The 19528-nt window shown below is 58.5% G+C and carries 20 protein-coding genes and 1 pseudogene; 5 read left to right on the top strand and 16 right to left on the bottom strand.

The window, feature by feature from the left end; all coding sequences use genetic code 11:
* The first annotated feature begins 1 nt into the window (after position 1).
* Positions 2–610 carry a TraH family protein gene (locus NXC14_RS24225; RefSeq protein ID WP_085780563.1) on the top strand — a complete coding sequence of 203 codons (609 nt, stop codon included), beginning with the start codon at positions 2–4 and terminating at the stop codon, positions 608–610.
* 16 nt (positions 611–626) lie between these two features.
* Here the strand turns inward: NXC14_RS24225 and NXC14_RS24230 are convergent, their stop codons facing one another.
* From NXC14_RS24230 to NXC14_RS24240, 3 genes are all read right to left on the bottom strand, one after another.
* Positions 627–1004 (bottom strand): DUF5615 family PIN-like protein, encoded by a 378-nt coding sequence (locus NXC14_RS24230; protein ID WP_085780564.1) that lies wholly within the window; start codon positions 1002–1004, stop codon positions 627–629.
* Entirely contained in the window at positions 1001–1633 is a 633-nt protein-coding gene (locus NXC14_RS24235; protein ID WP_085780565.1) for a DUF433 domain-containing protein, read from the bottom strand. Before NXC14_RS24235 ends, NXC14_RS24230 begins: the two co-directional genes overlap by 4 nt.
* A 181-nt stretch (positions 1634–1814) precedes the next feature.
* A complete protein-coding gene (locus tag NXC14_RS24240; protein WP_085780566.1) occupies positions 1815–2027 on the bottom strand; it encodes a helix-turn-helix transcriptional regulator in 213 nt (70 codons plus the stop codon).
* Between the two features lie 196 nt (positions 2028–2223).
* Between NXC14_RS24240 and NXC14_RS24245 the strand changes: the two genes are divergently transcribed.
* A complete protein-coding gene (locus tag NXC14_RS24245) occupies positions 2224–2538 on the top strand; it encodes a transcriptional repressor TraM (RefSeq protein WP_085780567.1) in 315 nt (104 codons plus the stop codon).
* Between the two features lie 76 nt (positions 2539–2614).
* Here the strand turns inward: NXC14_RS24245 and istB are convergent, their stop codons facing one another.
* The 13 genes and pseudogenes from istB to traI form a co-directional block, all read right to left on the bottom strand.
* Positions 2615–3349 (bottom strand): IS21-like element helper ATPase IstB, encoded by a 735-nt coding sequence (istB, locus tag NXC14_RS24250; protein ID WP_085777969.1) that lies wholly within the window; start codon positions 3347–3349, stop codon positions 2615–2617.
* Positions 3291–4848: pseudogene (gene istA, locus NXC14_RS24255) on the bottom strand (IS21 family transposase). The gene istB and the pseudogene istA overlap by 59 nt, the downstream one beginning before the upstream one ends.
* Before the next feature lie 562 nt (positions 4849–5410).
* The gene (gene trbI, locus NXC14_RS24265; protein ID WP_085780568.1) at positions 5411–6712 is read right to left on the bottom strand and encodes an IncP-type conjugal transfer protein TrbI; all 1302 of its coding nucleotides are present in this window, start codon (positions 6710–6712) and stop codon (positions 5411–5413) included.
* A gap of 11 nt (positions 6713–6723) precedes the next feature.
* Complete coding sequence (gene trbH / locus NXC14_RS24270) at positions 6724–7161, bottom strand: conjugal transfer protein TrbH (RefSeq protein ID WP_085780569.1); 438 nt, start codon at positions 7159–7161, stop codon at positions 6724–6726.
* Positions 7162–7164: 3 nt separating this feature from the next.
* Complete coding sequence (gene trbG, locus NXC14_RS24275) at positions 7165–7977, bottom strand: P-type conjugative transfer protein TrbG (protein ID WP_085780570.1); 813 nt, start codon at positions 7975–7977, stop codon at positions 7165–7167.
* A gap of 17 nt (positions 7978–7994) precedes the next feature.
* A complete protein-coding gene (locus NXC14_RS24280; protein ID WP_085780571.1) occupies positions 7995–8657 on the bottom strand; it encodes a conjugal transfer protein TrbF in 663 nt (220 codons plus the stop codon).
* A gap of 24 nt (positions 8658–8681) precedes the next feature.
* Positions 8682–9860, bottom strand: a complete 1179-nt coding sequence (gene trbL / locus NXC14_RS24285; RefSeq protein WP_085780572.1) for a P-type conjugative transfer protein TrbL — start codon at positions 9858–9860, stop codon at positions 8682–8684.
* 172 nt (positions 9861–10032) lie between these two features.
* A complete protein-coding gene (trbJ, locus tag NXC14_RS24295) occupies positions 10033–10836 on the bottom strand; it encodes a P-type conjugative transfer protein TrbJ (RefSeq protein ID WP_085780573.1) in 804 nt (267 codons plus the stop codon).
* The gene (locus NXC14_RS24300; protein ID WP_085780574.1) at positions 10808–13264 is read right to left on the bottom strand and encodes a conjugal transfer protein TrbE; all 2457 of its coding nucleotides are present in this window, start codon (positions 13262–13264) and stop codon (positions 10808–10810) included. Before NXC14_RS24300 ends, trbJ begins: the two co-directional genes overlap by 29 nt.
* Positions 13265–13273: 9 nt before the next feature.
* Entirely contained in the window at positions 13274–13573 is a 300-nt protein-coding gene (locus tag NXC14_RS24305; protein ID WP_085780575.1) for a conjugal transfer protein TrbD, read from the bottom strand.
* A complete protein-coding gene (locus NXC14_RS24310) occupies positions 13566–13931 on the bottom strand; it encodes a TrbC/VirB2 family protein (protein WP_085780576.1) in 366 nt (121 codons plus the stop codon). Before NXC14_RS24310 ends, NXC14_RS24305 begins: the two co-directional genes overlap by 8 nt.
* A complete protein-coding gene (gene trbB, locus NXC14_RS24315) occupies positions 13921–14898 on the bottom strand; it encodes a P-type conjugative transfer ATPase TrbB (RefSeq protein ID WP_085780577.1) in 978 nt (325 codons plus the stop codon). The genes NXC14_RS24310 and trbB overlap by 11 nt, the downstream gene beginning before the upstream one ends.
* Before the next feature lie 19 nt (positions 14899–14917).
* Positions 14918–15535, bottom strand: coding sequence for an acyl-homoserine-lactone synthase TraI (traI, locus tag NXC14_RS24320; RefSeq protein ID WP_085780578.1), 618 nt, complete (start codon positions 15533–15535; stop codon positions 14918–14920).
* A gap of 388 nt (positions 15536–15923) precedes the next feature.
* On the opposite strand from traI, the gene repA reads away from it, so the two are divergent.
* The 3 genes from repA (at position 15924) to repC (ending at position 19528) form a co-directional block, all read left to right on the top strand.
* Entirely contained in the window at positions 15924–17138 is a 1215-nt protein-coding gene (gene repA / locus NXC14_RS24325; RefSeq protein WP_085780579.1) for a plasmid partitioning protein RepA, read from the top strand.
* Complete coding sequence (gene repB / locus NXC14_RS24330; RefSeq protein WP_085780580.1) at positions 17135–18160, top strand: plasmid partitioning protein RepB; 1026 nt, start codon at positions 17135–17137, stop codon at positions 18158–18160. Before repA ends, repB begins: the two co-directional genes overlap by 4 nt.
* Positions 18161–18316: 156 nt before the next feature.
* Positions 18317–19528 (top strand): plasmid replication protein RepC, encoded by a 1212-nt coding sequence (gene repC, locus NXC14_RS24335; RefSeq protein WP_085780581.1) that lies wholly within the window; start codon positions 18317–18319, stop codon positions 19526–19528.

The following is a 19528-nucleotide window of genomic DNA, read 5'->3' on the forward strand; positions in this document are numbered from 1 at the left end:
TATGCTCGATGCTGCCCTGATCCAACAATGCGCCGATCCGTCGCTGAAGCCGGCGATCGTCCAGCAGTTCGTGACCGCTGCGGGCTCGAATGATCCACTTGCCGTCACCGTCAAATCGGGTGGCCGGTTGATCCTTATTCCGAATGCAACGTCGGCCGACGAGGCGATAGCGATCGTCCGGCAATATGTCGGCCGGGCCGTGGTTCGTGTGGGTCTGACGCAGTTTCCGGCCGGCGTGGGCGTGAAGGACGCGGCTGATCTGAACCCTGATCTGATCGGCCCCTGCGAGAACCTTCGCAAGGGGACGGCGATGTTCGCTAAGGTCTTGCGGATCGTTGCCAAGTGGTACGGCAATCCCACGGACGACGTCTTCCCCCAAATCTTCGAGGACGCGGTCTACGCCTGGAAGACCGGAGAGTTCGAGGGCGGGAGCGTTTTCCAGGCCGGGGATCCGGGAGGCGACGTGACCGCCGCAAGCGCGCCGGCTGTTAATAAGGATGCCGCCACCGGTGAAGATCAAGAGGATTCGCAGCCTCAGCGGTCCGAGGAAAGCCATAACGCCGGATCGGCGGAGATGCGAATCGACTTATCGAGGATTGGAGGAAATTGATCTCCTGGGAAACCGACTATGCCTCCGGAAGCGAATAGCGCGTAAGAACCGCTTCCTCTCCATCGAGGGTCACTTCGATGACTTCGTTAACCATATCCTGTGCCCCTGCCAAATCTTGCAGTATGAGGGAAAACAAATCGCGCTGCAGCGCAGGCAGCATCTGTGGAACGATAATGACCAGACCCGCATGCAGATCTTCTCTTGCATAAAGCTTCCGGAAGTCGCGGGCGTTGTTCGTCACGAAGGTGAAATCCTCCTCGATGATCCGAGGCATAAGATTCCAATCGGTTTGCCCGCTCAGTCCCAGCCAATTCACATGGAAACAATCGTGGCCGTGCGCTTGCGCCACGGCCACGAGCGTCGTGTGAAGGCATTCATCGATAAGGAACTTCACGAGGTAGAGCCGGTGGCTTTTGGGTCGCTTTCGTTGCGAAGACGCAGACGCTTCACAGATTTCACCTTCAGGCCCTGCTCCGAAAGCTTTCGCGGCCGTCCTCTGGCGGGATGGGCCGCAGCCCAGATCTCTGCAAGTTCCACCATGCGCTTGGTGAGCGAAGGATAGCCCGCGACGATTACCGCGGTGCTTTCGCCTTGGGCTCTCATCGCCGCAATCATCCGCACCGGTACGCGGGTTCCCTTGAACACTGGCTCGCCGCCGCCGATGCCTTTCACGCTCTCGATCATCCGTTCGGCTTCGCGAAGCGCCTCGGCTCTCTCGGCGAGATGCTCGCGCGCCCTCGCGACGTCGACGATCAGATAATCGTCTGCCCTCACGGTATTGGCGTCTGGGTTCTGGTCTATGGTGTCGAACAGGCGCTTGCGGCGCTCGGCGGACAAGATCGATCCGACTCCATACCAGAGCTTCAACCGAAGCAGGTCATCGTCGGTGAGTGCACGACTGTTGCTGCCGATGAGATGCGTCGCAATGATCCGCTTGTCGATCGCATTGTGCACCGATTTCACAGCGATCTCGCTGACAGCCGCAGCCTCGGCAGGTGTGTAGGCGTGTGACATGCTGGCCATAATCATTCTCCTTGTGGAGAATATATAGGTAAATTAACAGCCGCCGTAAAGCTTTTCCACTTTAAGTGCTTCAAAGATCGCCATAGGGCTATGTGGCGGTTTACAACTCGTCAATCGGCGTGTTTCACAACAACATTGGGCTGGCCAACCAAAACCAAGTCTTGCGTCGAGGCCATCCACGTCAGCGTGACTTTGTCACAAGCTCGGCAGGTTCGACGCCAAGTGCCTCCGCGATTTGACCAAGGACGGTGACGGTAGCAGACATCTCGGCACGCTCGATCGCTCCAATATGGCGCATGCTAAGGCCCGTAAGGTGCGCCAACTCCTCCTGCGTCAGATGCTTGCCATGACGTATTCGACGCAAATTGGTCGCCATGACCTCTTTGAGATCCATGGCGTCAGCGGAACCTGAATTAGAACTATTGTTCTAGGAACTATAGTTCCGATTCGACTCGACGTATGATACGGGGGTTTGTTTGGCAGGCTACGCTTCCAGGCAACCGTCTGAGACATGAGCGTGCAATAGATCGCGGCGAAGGTTCACCGCGCGCTCGAACGTAGTGGCGACAGTAATTGGGAAGGGTAGACGGATGAAAGATGCAGGTCCCTCGGACGTCGAAAGAAACCCGAGGAAACCTCGATACGATTCGATGGAGAAGTCGGAATTGAAAGCACTGGCAGTGCTCGCAATTCGTGAACATCGTCAGCTTCTTGCGGCCGATCAAGCGGTCTACGAGGAGTGGTTGCGCGCAAGCGACGACCCCTCCATCACCAGCTCGGTCCTCCAGACTCTCCAGAACGAATATTTGGCGCGTCAAAAAAGATCCGGGGCCCAGCAGGATGTCAATCGGCGTCCAAAATTCACCCCTTATCGGCATCCAATTTTGACCCCCTTGGTGGTGTAGATCAGCACTTGGCCTGCCCGGCGCTGGCCGGGGTTGCAGAGGGTAGGCCAAGTGCGGGTGATGATCGTCTTCGGCTTTAGCTTTGAGAGCGGTTCTTGAAGCGCCAGGACTCGTTTCCGGTTTCGACAATCTCGCAATGATGGGTCAGACGATCCAGAAGTGCTGTCGTCATTTTGGCGTCGCCGAACACCGTCGGCCATTCGCCGAACGCCAGGTTCGTGGTGACGATGATCGACGTGTGTTCGTAGAGCCTGCTGATCAGATGGAACAGGAGCTGACCGCCTGCCTGGGCAAATGGCAGATAGCCGAGTTCGTCGAGGATGATGAAGTCGAGACGGTTGAGGTAGTCGGCCGTCCGACCTTGCTTGCCGCTGCGCGTTTCCGTTTCCAACCGATTGACCAGATCGACGACGTTGAAGAAGCGCCCGCGTGTTCCGTTGCGGATCAGTGCACGGGCAATCGCGATGGCGAGATGGCTCTTCCCGGTTCCGGTGCCGCCGACGAGGACGACGTTGCGTTGATCGGCGACGAAGGTGCCGGTGGCCAATTCCCGCACCAGGGATTCATTGACGGGCGTATCAGCGAAGTCGAAGTCGTCGATGTCTTTGGCAAGCGGCAGCTTGGCGATGCTGAGCTGGTAGCGAATGGAGCGTGCCTGCTTTTCGGCGATCTCCGACTGCAATAGATCGCCGACGATGCGGGGCGGTTCGTGCTGCCGCTTGATGCCGTTACCCATGACCTCGTCGTAAGCGCTACGCATTCCATAGAGCTTCAGCGTGCTCATGAGTTCGAGAACCTGCGTGCGTTCCATCAACTTGCCCTCCTGAGGCTGTCATAGCGTGCGCAGTCGGCGACCGGTTCATGGGTCAGACGCAGCGCATCCGGGGTTTGCAGAGCTGCGGCCGGAGCCGGATCACGGCTGCGGGCCAGAATATTGATGATCACCGAGGCCGAGCAGACGCCCTGATCCAAAGCCTCCTGGCAGGCAGCATCGACAGCCGCCAGACCGTCCGCCGGAACGCAGCCGAGGATGGTGACCATTTGCCGATCACCGTCATAGACGCTCTTCAGCCGCCTGCGCACTTTCTCCATCGCTGCGGGCAAAACCCATTCGCGGAAAGGCGCCCCGTTGCGCAAAGCGCCAGGTTTGCGAGCTAGAACAGGTACATAATGCCAAGGATCGTAGATCGTCTCGCCACGACCAAAGCAGCGCTGATGCTCACCGACGTTCACCCCGTCCTGCCTGATGACGATCTTCTCGGCATAGGCGTGAACCTCGACAGGGCGGCCGACCGCCGTTGAGAGGACGGAGTATTTGTTGTTGTCGAAGCGGACGGTGCAGGTCTTCGACACGGAGGCCGGGACGCAGTGGAAACCGTCGAACGGTCCAACGTAATGCACCAGGCTGCCGCGCTCCTCCTCGAACACCTGCCAGATCATCCGCTCCGTCTGCTCGGGATGGCGATGTGCCTTGGCGTAGGCGATGCATTTATCGAGCAGCCAGACGTTCAGCTCTTCCAGGCTTTTGACGCGAAGGCGTGGGGTGAAGAAGCGTTCGCGCACGAGACCAACCTGGTTCTCGACCTGTCCCTTCTCCCATCCGGATGCAGGCGTGCAGGCAACGGGATGGACCAGATAGTGGCTGCACATCTGCAGGAAGCGGCGATTGTATTGTCGCTCCTTTCCAACGAACACCGCTTCGACCGCCGTCTTCATGTTGTCGTAGATGCCGCGCGTGCAGGTGCCACGGAAGAAGGCGAAGGCCTTGTCATGCGCGTCGAACACCATCTCCTGGCTCTCGCGCATGTAGGCCCGGACAAACATCATCCGGCTGTGGCAGAGCCGGACATGGGCGACCTTGACGGTCGTCGTCACGCCGTTGACCAGAATGATCTCGTGGCTCCAGTCGAACTGGTAAGCCTCACCTGGAGCGTAATAGAGAGGCACATAGGCTTCCGCCGTCACTGCTCCCCGGTTCTTCGCCCAGGTCTTGGCGTATCGCCGGATCGCGTCATAACTGCCATCGTAGCCGAGTGCCCGAACCTCCTCGTAAATCCGGATCAACGTCAGCCGCTCGCGCGACGGCTTGCCCTCATTGGCTGTCAGAAACCGCTCAATCTCCGCCTTCCAGGCTCCGATCCTTGGCAACGGTTGCCGTTCTCGTTCATAGGTAAAATCCGTCTCGTCGGAACGCAGTATCTTGCGAACCGTGTTGCGCGACACATGAAGTTCCCGGACGATCTTCTTCACGGACCAGCCCTGCACATGGAAGGCCCGTCGAACACGCGCAATCGTATCCACTCGCTTCAACTCCCGCTCCATCCGCCGCTAAAAGCCGGATGGTCAGATGAAATCTGAGGGGGGTCAAAATTGGACGCCGATTACCCCGCCAAGGGGGTCAAATTTGCACGCCGGAACACATCCTGACTTGGGCTCCCTCGGTCTGCAGATAGGCAAATCGGTCATATCCGCAGGAATGCGCAAAAATCTTCAGGGCACTTTTGATCATTTGCTCGTTCCGCGCTGCTTCCAGCATATCGACGAGCGAGCGAAGGTCTCCGTCCATGGACATATCTCCTATCTTCCTGACCCCGCGCCTTCTTTTCGAAACGGCCCACGTGGATGGGCGTAACAGTCCCGCTCATTGGACTCCAGCTGCGGTCGATGCGGGCGGCCACCCTGGCGATGGCAAATCCGCCTCTTGCGACGCAGTCCCTCGGACCAAAGCTAGCACTATCTGTGGAGGAAAATCTTTCAAGCCGCCTCAGGCTAAAAGAAAGACGATGCGGCGCAAAGTTTCTGCCGCCGCAACTGCATTAATCGGCAATGCCTCGCGGCAGCTTTGATGATCGTCGCGGTCGGTGTTTATGGTTTAATTTCCCTGATAAGCCGAAGGAAAGACAATATCTTGGTCAACGAGAACGTTGAATTTGTAACCCGGCCGAATCCTGATCGTCGGCTGGACACTCAGGTTTTTGGAAATGGTCTGTTCGGTCACACGGCCGAAGGAATCAGCGAAGTTGCGTCGCACAGCGTCTGATGTGGTGTTCTGTGTCGCGAGCGTCGAACTCTCGGGCATTGACATGTCGATCCCCGTCCCGATTATCGCCACGAGTGCTGCCGAGCTCCACGTGCGCCAGAGATGTCGATCGACCTTGTCCTTGAACCCGCCATATCCCTCTGCGTCTGTCCCAGCCAAGCCGCCAATCTGCAGCGTCGAGCTATTCGGAAAAATCAAGTCGGTCCATACGACAAGAACCCTTTCCTGACCGAAAGAAACCTTGGAATGATAGCGGCCAAACAGCTTTGCCCCCTGCGGGATCAGGAGCCGGTAGCCCGTGGCGCTATCGTAGACATTCTGGCTGATCTGTGCGGTGATCCGGCCCGGAAGGTCTGAGTTGATACCTGTGATCAACGTGGCTGGAATGACCGAGCCCCGCTTGAGCTCATACGGCGACATCTGCGGCATCAACTTGTTCGGCAGATAGCCGACGTCCTTGATGTCCTGGTTGAAGAAATCCTCCTTCGAGCCTTGGGCATTCTGGTCGACGCTCTGGCCCATCAGCCCGGATTTCATGGCGGCGGCGTAGAGGTCCGAGGCATTATTTGCTGTCGTCGTTTCAGTCTGTCGGCCTGAGTCTGTTGAATTGGCCGCCGTCCTCTCGACATCTGAAATATCCACCTGCAATGGGGAATCCAGCGCCGTAGCGCGGGCCTGCAGCCGAGCCATCCTTTGGCGCTGGGCCTCGCGGATATATTGTTCGTCCTGTTCCCGCTTCAGGCGGGCCTTCCATTCCTCTTCGGATTCGAGGCTCGGCCGCCGGTCTTCACGTTCCGTTGGCCGGCGGTCGACAACAGGTGTTTCCTTCTCGACCTTCTGTTCGACGGCAGGCGTAGGCTGGAACGCCTCACGTTCCACAGGTTCACCGATGATGCCGTCCGTAACCCCGCGTTTGAGCTGGTCTCCGAAGTTCGTTGCGGGAGCGTTCGAGGCACTGTCGATATCATTGTTCCGATTGAAGGGCAGCCCGCGCCATGAAAGTCCGATCACGACCACGCCAACGAAGAGCGCGACGATGACGATGGCGATGATGACTGGCAGCCGATTGAGGCGGCGCATGCCCTTCTGATCGTCAAGCTGATTGGATGCACCGAGCTGGAGCGATTCGACCATTCCCGCCTCCCTTAGTTCCGCTGGATGATCGAGAGCGGGCTTGTCGGCGTGGCGCCGGCTGCCGTTGCCGCGTAGGCCCGCCCAAGGACGATCGACGGCGTTGAAAGCTGCGCGAGCACCTGCCCGTCAAGGCCATCGACAGAATAGGCGATCTCGAACGGTTTCACGCCCTTTCCGACGTTGCCGTCGGTGAAGACCGTGTAGCCCCAGCCTTTCAGCGCCGCCTCCAGTGCCGCTGCGAAGTCCGAGGAGTCCTTTTTCATCTTGAGCGTCGTCGTACCTGCCGGACCGATTTGCTCAGCGAGCCGGCTTGCCAAGTCGCCGGCAATGGCACTTGCGGCCGGACCGGTGACGGCGACGGGGGTGGAACTGGTCGTCAATCCGTATTCGGCTGTCTGGCAGCCTGAAGCCAGGGCGGCGGTGACGATGATGACGAGAAGCTTGAGCATGGATCAGCCTCCCCGCCGAATGGTGACTTTCTGCTGGCGCCAGCCGACGCCGGAGACGAGGATTGCCTTGTCGATCGCATAGTCAACGATCATCATGTCGTTCTTCATCCGGTAGTTGACGATGCGGTTCTGACCGCCGCTGACGACGAAGAGCACCGGTGCATCCTGGCTAGCGACGGATTTCGAGAACTGGATGTATGTTTTCACGCCATCTGAATAGACACGGTTCGGCTTCCAGGGCGCCATCCCGCTCACCAAGTAGGAGAAGTTCAACTTGTCAGGTGCCGTCCCGGAGGTGCCACCCGTCTCTAGCCGGGAATTGATGTCGGCGAGCTTGGTAGACACGTCCTCCGGATATTCGAAACCGACGCGGGCCATGTACTGGCTCGGATGTGATTTCAACTGGATGTGATAGGTGCGGCGCGACGTCGTGATTACCATTGAAGTAATGAGGCCCGGCTCCGATGGCTTGACGATCAGGTGTATTGCCTGGCCGCCCGTGGCGCCCGAGGTTGCGGGCTCGACCTTCCAACGCACCGTGTCGCCGACAAGCACGTCGCGGACGATCTCGCCGCCCTGGAGTTCGATATCGCAGACCTGTAGCGGTGAGCAGACGACGGATGGCTGGGTTTCTCCGAAGAGAAAGATGACCTTGCCATCTGGCCCGGTCGTGATCATCCCGGCTGTGCCGCGCCACTTCCTCGAAATGTTGGTACCCTTCGTCTCGTTCGTCGTCATGCTCTGCGCCTCAGCGCCGCCCACAAAGACGACTCCGGCTAGGCAGCCGGCGGCTGCGATCAATCCTGTTCTGTGCATTGAGAAATCCCCTGCCCTTAAAGCTGTGCCGTCCAGTCGAAATCCCGGACGTAGAGACCGATCGGATTGAGGCGGATGGTCGCCTCGTCCTGCGGCGCCGTGAGCGTCACCGTTGCAACCCCGCGGAACCGGCGCGTGCCGGTTTCCTTGCCCTTCCGGTCGCGTTCGTACTCGGTCCAGTCGATCTGATAAGTCTGGTTCGACAGCGCCACGATGTTGTTGACTTCGATGGCGATCGTCGACGACTTGGCCGTTTCGAAAGGCGAGTTGCTCCGGAACCAGTCATTGATTTTTTGGGTCGAGGGATCGGAGGTCCGCAGCAGCGCGTAGGTTCGATCGATGTATTGCTTCTGCACCACGGCATCCGGCGTGATCGAACGGAAGCTGGTGACGAAGCTGCCGAGCGTGGCGCGCACCACCCGAACGTCGGCATATTCGATTTGCTGGGGGAACCCGGATGTAACGGACGTGCCGAGCTTGTCGACTTGGACGATATAAGGCACCAGCTTGACCTGCATGCTCAGATACATCGAATATCCGAACCCAAGTACGGCCATGGTCAGACCGAGAATACCGACGATACGCCATGCGGCGGCTGCCTGCACATAGGAACCGTATCGCTCGCTCCATTCCTGGCGTGCGGCAAGATAGGGGTTTTCGGGCGCGCGGTTCGCTGCCATCGATCGATCACTTTCTGATTGCAGTTAGTCTTTACGTTCGGGAGGTGACTTTGGTCCGCTGAGCCCACTGCGCGCCTGATCCAGTTTTGCGTTCGCAAGCCCAAGGATCGAACCAGCATACGCGCCTGGCGAACCGATGGCCTTCTCCTTGGCAGCAGAGCCCGCCGCTTTTCCTGCCGAGCCGAGCCCAGCGCCGAAACCTCGAAGCATTGCACCTGCAACGGAAGACCCCGCGGCCCGCGCGGTTTGAGCCGCCGCAAATCCTGCACCGGCAGCGCCAGTCGCAAGGAACCCTGCTCCTGTCGCAAACGATGCGGCCTGGCCACCGTGCCTGATAGCCTCCATTCCGCCCGAGACTGACGCAGCCTGGACAACACCCTGCATGATGTTTGGGACGTAGATAGCGATAATGAAGACCACAACAGCGATACCCGCGATCGCAAGCGCAGTCTGGAACTGGTCGCCAATGTCGGGCTGGTCTGCCAACCCGATCAGCACCTCCGATCCGATACGGGAGATCATGACAAGCGCCATTAGTTTCATCCCCACGGAAAAGGCATAGATCAGATATCGGACCGCGAAATCCTTCGTATAGGACGAGCCACCCAAACCAAGCATGATCGTGCCGGCGAGTAGGCCGATATACATTTCGACCATGACGGAAACGAAGATCGCAGCAACAAGCGAAAACGAGATGACCACGACGACCATGGCGAAAGCTGCCGAGATCGCCAGCGCATTGTCCTCGAAAAGACCGAACTGAATCTTTTCCGACATCTTCGTTGCAACCGCCAGTCCAGCATTGAAGACGTCGGCCGGTGAGGCAGTGCCGCCTCCGGCGCCAATCTGGAACAGGCTGTCGACCACCGCTTTGGCGAAGGTCGGACCTTGTGCCAACACGAAAGCGAAGAAGCCGACGAACATGATCCGCCGGACGAGCTCGGCGAACCAGCTGTCGAGTGATGCGGCTTGTGTCGCGAGCCAGACGGCGGCGATGCCGATCTCGATCGTCGCCAGGATCCAGAACAGCGATTTGGCCGCATCCATGACCTTGGTTTCCCAACCCTTTGCGGCCGTTGTGATCTGGCTTTGCAATGCCGTTAGCACCGAACCTTCCTGCGCAAGGGTAGGCTGCGCCGCCAGCATGCATAAGACGGTAAGCAGCATGGCGGATCGAAGCCGCCGAACAGATATCGTTGTCATGCCCCTACCACTCCACTTTCATCTTTTCGCCGCCAGGGTGGATCCTCCTTCGATGATCCGAAGAACGTTTCACGGCGCTCCTGCGCAGCGTTCTTTTCGGAGATGAGCAGCCAGATGCCGGCGCTGCCAGCCGCCAGGAACCTCGCGATTGCGACGAGGAAAGATTTCGTTCTCACCATTCCACCTTCATTTTTTCGCCGCCGGAGGTTGAAGGTGCAGTTCCGCTGAAGAATCTCTCCCGCCGCGCCTGCGCGAGGTCTTTGTCGGTTTGCTCGGTCTGAAGCCAGGTTCCCATCATTGTCATTTGTTGGGAGACGAGCCCTCGAAGCTTCTGCATCTGCGCGACCTGTTGCGCAGCGATCTCGTGCCCGACCTGCAGGGCTTTCATCTGCCCGTCGGCGGTCTCTGACATCGATCGCAGCGAGGACATTGTGCCTTCCTCGCTATCGAACTGGTCGGCCGTCAGGCTCGCCGCCTTCAGTGTGCTGGCGATCGTGTCCCGGTTGGTGTCCGACCAGGACTGATATGTGGTCGAGAAAGAAGCATTGTCAGGCAGTTTGGTTTTTAGACTTGAGTAGCTTTGGAAGCGCTGCTGGAGCACGTCATCGGCATTGCCCATTGAAAACGAGATGCTCTGACCCTGGTCAACGATGCTGCGCAGCCGATTGAGATCGCTTTCGACCTGCCCCCACATACGCGACGGGAGAGTAGCCGTGTTCTGAAGCAGATTTTGATAGATGTTCAGCTGCGTTTCGATCTGTTGGGCGAGTTGGCTGATCTGGGTGAGCTGGTTTTCGATTTGCTCGCCGGATTTCCCGACCAAAGCGACCAGTTCGCCATTGTTGAGGACCTGCGTCCACTCGGTGGCGGCACCAGTTGCGGTGCCGGCATGAGCGGGATTTGCGGCGGCGACTGTCAACGCGACCGCCGCAAGGCCGACGAACAGCCTATTCGAAGTTGAGCAGCGATGCGGCATCGTGAACTCCTCTCGATTGAAGCCAGTGGATCGGCCAGTCGCGGCCGTGTTCGGACCTGAGCGCACGGATGCGCTTCAAATCTTCCTTGCCCGATGCGCCGACGAAGCTGAGAGCCACGGGACCGAGCGCCATATCGAACAGGCGCCGGCCGTCGGGGGTGACGACGTAGTATTCGCGCTTCGGGATCGCGTTCGAAACGATCTCGATCTGTCGCTCATTGAACCCGATCCTCTGATAGAACTCGCGCGTCCCCGGCTCCCTGGCGGCGCCGTTGGGAAGGCAAATTTTAGTTGGGCAGGATTCCTTCAGCACATCGATGATCCCGGAACGCTCGGCGTCCGAAATCGAATGTGTGGCGAGCACGACGGCGCAGTTGGCCTTGCGCAGCACTTTCAGCCATTCACGGATCTTGCTGCGGAACACTGGATGGCCGAGCATCAACCAAGCTTCATCCAGTACGATCAGGCTCGGTGAGCCGTCGAGACGCTTCTCGATCCGACGGAACAGATAGGTGAGCACGGGCACGAGATTGCGCTCGCCCATGTTCATCAGTTGCTCGATTTCGAAAGTCTGGACGGCAACCAGCGACAGACCATCCTGTTCCGCATCGAGAAGTTGCCCCATCGGTCCGTCGACCGTATAGTGATGAAGCGCATCCTTGATCACGCGCATCTGCACGCCGCTGACGAAGTCCGAAAGCGATCGACCGGCTGCGCTGGCCATCAACCCAATCTGCCGCGAAATGGCGTTGCGATGATCAGGGGTGATGGCAACACCCTGCAGCGCCACCAGCATTTCGATCCATTCCGTGGCCCATGCGCGATCTGCATCATTGGAGAGCTCCGATAGCGGACAAAAGGCCAGTGCCCTCTCCGCTCCATTATGATCTCCACCAATCTCATAGTGCTCGCCACCGACGGCCAGCGTCAGCGGCAACAACGCGCTCCCCTTGTCGAAGGCGAAGATTTGGGCGTGTTCATAGCGGCGGAACTGTGCTGCGATCAGTGCCAGCAGCGTCGACTTGCCCGATCCGGTCGGTCCGAAAATCAGCGTGTGCCCGACATCGTCGACGTGCAGGTTCAGCCGGAACGGCGTCGATCCACTCGCCACCTGCATCAACGGCGGCGAGTTCGGCGGATAGAATGGGCATGGTGCGGTCGGATTGCCCGACCAGACAGAGTTAAGCGGGACGAGATCGGCGAGATTACTCGTGTTGATTAGCGGTTCGCGGATATTGCAGTACCAGTTGCCGGGCAGGCTGCCGAGAAAGGCTTCAGTGGCGTTGAGCGTCTCGATCCGCGCGCCAAAACCCTCCGCCTGGATCAGCCGGCGGATGGCTTCCGCTTTTTCCTGCAGGGCTTCGCGATCATTATCGAAAAGGACGATGACGGGCGTGTAATAGCCGTATGCGACCAGCTGCGAGGAGGCCTGCGCGATAGCATCTTCCGTCTCCGCGACCATGGTCATTGCGTCCTGATCAACCGAACGGCTCTGCGTCTGGAATAGCTGATCGAAGAACGGCCTTACCTTCTGCTGCCACTTCTTGCGCGTGCGTTCCAGTTTCTGCCTTGCCTCCTCCGCATCGAGGAAGAGGAAGCGCGAAGACCAACGATAGGTGAGCGGCATCAGGTCCAGGCTGTTGAGAATCCCTGGCCAGCTCTCGGCCGGCAGGCCGTCGATCGCCACGACACCGAGGAAACGGCTTTCAACCTTCGGCGTCAGGCCATGCTCGAGCTCGGCCGTCGCAAGCCAGTCAAGATACATAGGGGCACCCGGCAGTCGGATCGGGTGGTTTTCGCCTGTAACGCAAAAGCGAACGAATTGTAGCAGCTCGTCATAGCGGGCGACCCGCTCCCCTCCCCGCTCGACCGCTTCCCGGGTTTCCATGCGAAGGATCGAAAGGGCGTTGGCGAAATACTGCTCGATCTCGCGGACAGCATTCTTGAAAATGAACAGCACCGTGTCCGCATAGGTCTTCTTTCGGCTCTCGTCGTCCGAATAGATGTATTTGCTGAGTGTAGTCTTTTTGGATTCGAGTGGCCGATAGGTCAGGATGAGCGCGTGTTTGCTCTCGAAATGTCCCTGCTCGCGCCCGAAATGCGCCCGCCGTTCGGCGTCGATCGCGCGGGTGACCGCGTCGGGGAAGTGGCAATGATCATCCGACGGATAGTCGAACGTCGGGATTCGCACGGCTTCGACCTGGATCATCCAGCCGCTTCCGAGACGCGACAGGATCGTATTGATCTGCCGCGACAGTTCGTTGCGCTCGAGGTCTGTGGCGCTTTCGGAATCCGGCCCGGCAAAATACCAGCCGGCCATCAGGCTTCCGTCTTTCAACAGGAGGACGCCATTGTCGACCAGGCCGGCATAGGGCACGAGATCCGCGAAGGAGGGGCCGGTGGCCCGAAAGCGTTTGAGAGCGACCATGCCTGCCCCTCAATACCGGCGCCACGGCGAGGAGGTCGCCTTGTAGTAATGCTTGTAGGAGATATGACGGACATAAACCTGTCGCATCAGCGGATCGGCCTTGGCCATCATCCTCAGGAGCCCGAGGATGACGATCCAGACGGCAACGCCGAACAGCGCGGAATAGATCGTGAGAACGACGAAGATCAGAATGACGGCCGCAAGGCCGGTGATCAGCACAAGTTCCCGGTCTGCGCCCATCAGGAGGTTCGGCCGGGACAGGGCACGGTGGATGCGGTTGCGCTGCAGCCCGGACAAGGACTCAGCCATGAGCCCCCTCCCCTGTTTCGCTTTCACCGATCGAGGTGGTTTGCTCGCTGGTCAGCCCGATCGAGGCGCCAGTCGCGCCAAACAAGCCGACGATATTGGTCGCGCCAAGCAGGATGCCGGCGACAAGCACGATGTACATGAGCCGACGCGCGAAATCGTTCAGCTCTCCGCCGAAGATCAGCATGCCGCCGGCAATCGCGACCGCCGCAAGGGCGATGGCGCCGGCGACCGGTCCTGTGATCGACTCCTGGATTTGCTGCAATGGCCCTTCCCAAGGAAGACTGCCGCCGGAACTCGCGAGCGCCGGCGCTACCGAGGCGAGGAGTGCTGCGGCGATGACTGCGTTTCTACGCGACATGGCACGCCTCCTGCTCTTCCGTGAACTGGTCGGAGTCGATCTCGTAGTGGCCGCTCGCAAAACGCTCGACCCGAATGACGTCGCGAACGCGCCGCCCGCGTGGCGTTCGCTCGATCGAGACGACAAGATCAACCGTTTCCCCGATCACCTCCTGCATCGGCTGCTGGCTGGCCTCGGCGGTTAGCTGTTCGAGACGCCGGAGAGCCGACATGGCAGTGTTGGAGTGGATCGTCGCGAGGCCACCAGGGTGGCCGGTGTTCCAAGCCTTAAGCAGCGTCAGTGCAGCGCTGTCGCGGACCTCACCGACCACGATCCTGTCGGGTCGCAGGCGCATGGTGCTCTTCAAAAGCCGCGCCATGTCGATCGTATCGCTGGTGTGGAGGAGAACGGCGTTATCGGCGGCGCATTGAATCTCGGCGGTGTCTTCCAGGATGACCAAGCGGTCTTGCGGAGCAGACTTAACGATTTCATTGATGACCGCGTTCGCAAGCGTCGTCTTGCCGGAGCCTGCGCCACCGGAAATGATGATGTTGAGCCGGGAGGAAATCGCGCTGCGGATGGTGGAAGCCTGATGTTCGGTCATCACGCCAGAGAGGACATAATCATCGAGCGGGATCAAGTGTGAGGCACGACGGCGAATGGTGAAGGCCGGCTTGGCGACGACCGGAGGCAAGAGCCCTTCGAAGCGGTGGCCGCCGATCGGCAATTCTCCGGAAATGATAGGCCGGTCGGAATCTATCTCCGACTGAAGCGCGTGAGCGACCGCGCCGATCACCATTTCAGCTGCAGCCGATGACATTTCGCCGGCGAGGGCAATGCCGTGGCTGAGCCGTTCGATGAAAAGCTTTGTATCCGGATTGAGCATGATCTCCACGACATCCGAGTCGTCCAGAGCAACGCAGAGCTGAACTCCAAGCGCATCCTGAAGCTTCCGGACAAGTCGGGGATGAGAACGAAGCTGATTCATGGAACTCTCCCTATGCTGCTTAACGGATGGCTTTGGCGATTTGAGATTGATAATTCGCTGGTCGGAGCTTCTGGAACGTTTCCGGGGTCGCAGGCAGGATTCCGGCAACGGCCATGGTCACTCCAATTTTTCTCTCTTCACCGATGCGTTGAAGTGGCCACTCAACGCGAGCGAGGATCCGCTCGAAGCGGAGATCGGTCACGGTAACGATTTCGGCGAAACCACTTGCCATGCACCATTCAACGATGCCGGCGAACATTGTCAGCGTTGCCTCGTGCACGAAGCCACCTCCCCTCCCCTCTTCCAGCGTAGTGTCCACGCAGAAGCGAGAGCTTTCGGTCATAGCCGGATGGGCCTTCAGGCGACCCTCCGGAAGCAGCGACGGAAACACCTCCGCCACCATCGTCGGCCCCATCGCAGGGAGAAGGCGTGCACATCCCGCAAGTCGGCCAGATGCGGAGACAGCCAGAATATAATGCGGGCCGAGATCGTCGAATGCATCTGCCTCGCGCCCGTCGACCACCGCTACATCCCAATTCAGGCGGCTGAAAAAGACCGAAGCGCGCAGCTGATGATGTTTTTGAAGCAACTGGGCTTCGTAAAGGTTTTTTGGTTTCGAGATTGCGAGAACCTGCATGAATCTCTCCATCGGTGTTGAACGACGGGAACTCATCACGAATCGCAATTGGGCGTCAGTTGTCGAATCCTACAAGGTTCTTGCCTTGAGTCGCGACTTCTGGATGACCAGTCCTCGCCAACCTCTTCGGTTTTTTCCGAAATCGCCGGAGGCACTTTTGTTGGATTCACAGTAAAACAAACCATGAACTCACCGACGCCGCAACCCTGCTAAGCCATGGGTTGTAAACATAAAATTCCACTTTCTCTGCGTTTCTGGCTTTTCCCTGCTAATATTTCATTAACCTAAAAGCCCTTGCTCAAAATTCAGAATCGGCTCTAATGGCTAGTGGCGGAACTTTACCGGTTTCGCGAAAAATACCGCCACTTGCAGGAAAATGGGTTTGGAAATGGCGAAGACCGCCGCAAAAACAGCGCCAGTCATCGAAGGGTTGACTGCTTTGATGGAGCGTCATGCCGACGCCCTCTCCAGCCAACTTCAGGCACATCATCTCAAGGTCTTCCCGCCGACGTCCGAAAAAGGCATTCGATCCTTTGCGCCGTCAGAAGCCTCAAAACTGCTTGGCATCGGTGAGTCTTATCTGAGGCAGACTGCTTCGGAAATGCCAGAATTGCATGTGAGCATGAGCCCTGGCGGTCGACGCACGTTCACGATCGAAGACATTCATTCAATCCGTAAGCACCTGGATCAGATCGGCCGCGGGAACCGGCGCCACCTGCCCTATCGTCGCGAGGGCGAGCAGCTCCAAGTGATCTCGGTCATGAATTTCAAAGGCGGCTCGGGCAAGACGACGACAGCCGCGCATCTGACACAGTACCTGGCGATGCGTGGCTACCGGGTCCTCGCTATTGATCTTGATCCCCAAGCGAGCCTTTCCGCACTCTTCGGCAGTCAGCCGGAAACCGACGTTGGTCCGAACGAAACACTCTATGGTGCCATCAGGTATGATGACGAGCAGGTTCCGATCGAGCAGGTTGTCCGAGGAACGTACATTCCGGATCTCCATCTGATTCCAGGCAACCTTGAACTTATGGAGTTCGAGCACGACACCCCGCGCGCGCTGATGAACCGCAAGGAAGGCGACACACTTTTTTACGGTCGGATCAGCCAGGTCATCGAAGACATCGCGAATAACTACGATGTCGTCGTTATCGATTGCCCTCCCCAACTTGGCTATCTGACGCTTTCGGCTTTGACTGCCGCAACGTCGATCCTCGTCACCGTCCATCCGCAGATGCTGGATGTAATGTCGATGAACCAGTTTTTGGCGATGACCTCAAATCTCCTCCGGGAAATCGAGAATGCAGGCGCCCAATTCAAGTTCAATTGGATGCGCTACCTTATCACTCGTTTTGAACCGAGCGATGGCCCGCAAAACCAGATGGTCGGCTATCTGCGTTCGATCTTCGGCGAAAATGTGCTCAATTTCCCGATGCTCAAGACGACCGCAGTTTCCGACGCTGGCCTGACAAACCAAACCCTGTTCGAAGTCGAGCGCGGGCAGTTTACGCGCTCGACTTATGATCGGGCGTTGGAGGCGATGAACGCCGTCAACGACGAGATCGAAACTCTGATCAAGAAAGCATGGGGTAGAACCACATGAGTCGGAAGCACCTCCTTGACGTCTCTACAGACGTGCCCGACACGTCATCTGCAGCTGATCACAGAGCGGCAAAAACCCGCTCGATGCCGCTTCTCGGAGTGGCGAGAAGAGAACGCGATCCAGCGACGAAGCTGACCGCAAACATTGGCAATGCCTTGCGCGAGCAAAATGACCGTCTTGGCCGTGCTGAGGAGATAGAGCGGCGTCTCGCTGAAGGTCAGGCCGTGGTAGAACTGGACGCGTCGACAATCGAGCCGTCCTTCGTCCAGGATCGCATGCAAGGCGAGATCGACGGTCTCCTTGTGTCGATCCGGGAGCAAGGACAGCAGGTCCCGATCCTTGTGAGACCTCATCCGGAACGAGGTGGCCGATACCAGGTTGCCTTCGGCCATCGCCGCCTGCGCGCCGTGTCCGAACTAGGACTGCCGGTCAAGGCGGTCGTTCGCGACTTGACCGACGAGCAGTTGGTCGTGGCCCAGGGCCAGGAAAACAACGAACGTGAAGACCTCACCTTTATTGAAAAAGCGCGTTTCGCGCATCAACTGAACAAGCAATTTTCACGAGAGATCGTCATCGCGGCCATGTCGATCGACAAAAGCAATCTGTCGAAGATGCTCCTTCTCGTTGACGCCCTCCCCTCCGAGCTGATCGACGCCATTGGTCCCGCTCCAGGAGTCGGTCGTCCCAGTTGGCAACAACTCGCTGAACTGATCGAGAAGGCAGCGTCTCCAGCAGATTCCGTCAAATTTGCGAACTCGGCCAAGGTGCAGACGCTACCATCAGCAGACCGGTTCAAGGCGGTGATCGGTTACCTGAAGCCGCGTCGAATTGCGCGTGGATTGCCGGACGTTATGTCGACCCCGGATGGGCACAGACTTGCGCAGGTGACACAAAGCAAGAGCAAGCTGGAGATCACAATCGACAGGAAGGCGACACCGGACTTTGCCGCCTTCGTACTCGAACATTTGCCGGCTCTTTATCAAGAGCACCAAGCAAAGCATCAACAGAAACAGGGAGACTAACCCGCAAAAGAAAAGAGCCCCCTCAACGTCGCCGTCGTGGAAGCCCTTCTGTCTCTTTAGCACGAACAGAATCGCATTTCCTCGAATTTTCGTCAAGAGTCTTTGGCGCCGTTTTTGGTGAGCGGATTTCTTTTGCCTGCTGAAAGGTGAAAGACGATGCAGACGGGAAGTGTGACGACGCCATTCGGGCGGCGGCCAATGACGCTTGCGCTTGTGCGGCGCCAGGCGGCTTTGGCTGAGATAAAGCAAGGCAAGACAGCGGACAAGTGGAAGGTCTTCAGAGATGCCTCCGCCGCCATGGAACTGCTGGGTGTTCAGTCCAACAGCCTCGCGGTTCTCGACGCGCTTTTGAGTTTCTATCCTGAGAATGAGTTGCGCCAGGACGCGCAACTAATCGTCTTCCCCTCGAATGCTCAGCTTGCTCTTCGAGCGCATGCAATGGCGGGCGCGACTTTGCGTAGACACATCGCCATCCTGGTGGAAGCGGGCCTAATCGTCCGGAAGGATAGCGCCAACGGTAAGCGCTACGCCCGTAAGAGCGGCGATGGCCAGATCGAGAGCGCCTTCGGCTTCGATTTGTCGCCGCTCCTCGCACGCGCCGAGGAGTTGGCAATGTTGGCGCAGCAAGTGACGGCCGATAGAGCGGCTTTGAGACGAGCCAGAGAAAGCCTGACTATTTGCCGGCGCGATGTCCGCAAACTCATCACTGCAGCAATGGAAGAGGGCGCCGATGGAGATTGGCAATCGGTCGAGGACGTCTACGTGGCGCTTGTAGGACGGATTCCGCGAGTTCCCACGCTCGCAGGCACCACAGCTATCCTCGATGAGATGCAGATGCTTCGCGAGGAAGTCCTCAATCGCCTGGAAATGCTCGAAGATTCTCAAAATAATAGCACCAATGATGCTCATGGCGAGCAGCACATACAGAATTCAAAACCCGAATCTCCACCTGAATCTGAACCTTGCTCTCGAAACGGGCAGGGGGCAAAGCCGAGTTCGAGCCACCAGCCGAGTAATGAGCAGCGAGGGGCGTTCCCGTTGGGGTTAGTCCTCAAGGCTTGCCCGACGATCGTGGACTACGCGCCGGGCGGCGTGGGAAGCTGGCGAGATCTGATGTCTGCCGCGGTCGTAGTTCGATCTATGCTGGGGGTAAGCCCCTCCGCCTATCAGAATGCGTGTGAGGCGCTGGGGCCGGAGAACGCTGCGGTGGCGGTTGCGTGCATCCTTGAGAGGGCAAGTTTCATCAACTCGGCCGGCGGCTATCTGCGTGATCTGACGCGGCGCAGTGAGCGTGGGGAATTTTCGCTTGGGCCGATGATAATGGCATTGCTAAGAGCCAACGGGCAGAGGATTTTGGAAGCTGGATAG

The organism is Rhizobium sp. NXC14 (assembly GCF_002117485.1).
GTDB lineage: Bacteria > Pseudomonadota > Alphaproteobacteria > Rhizobiales > Rhizobiaceae > Rhizobium.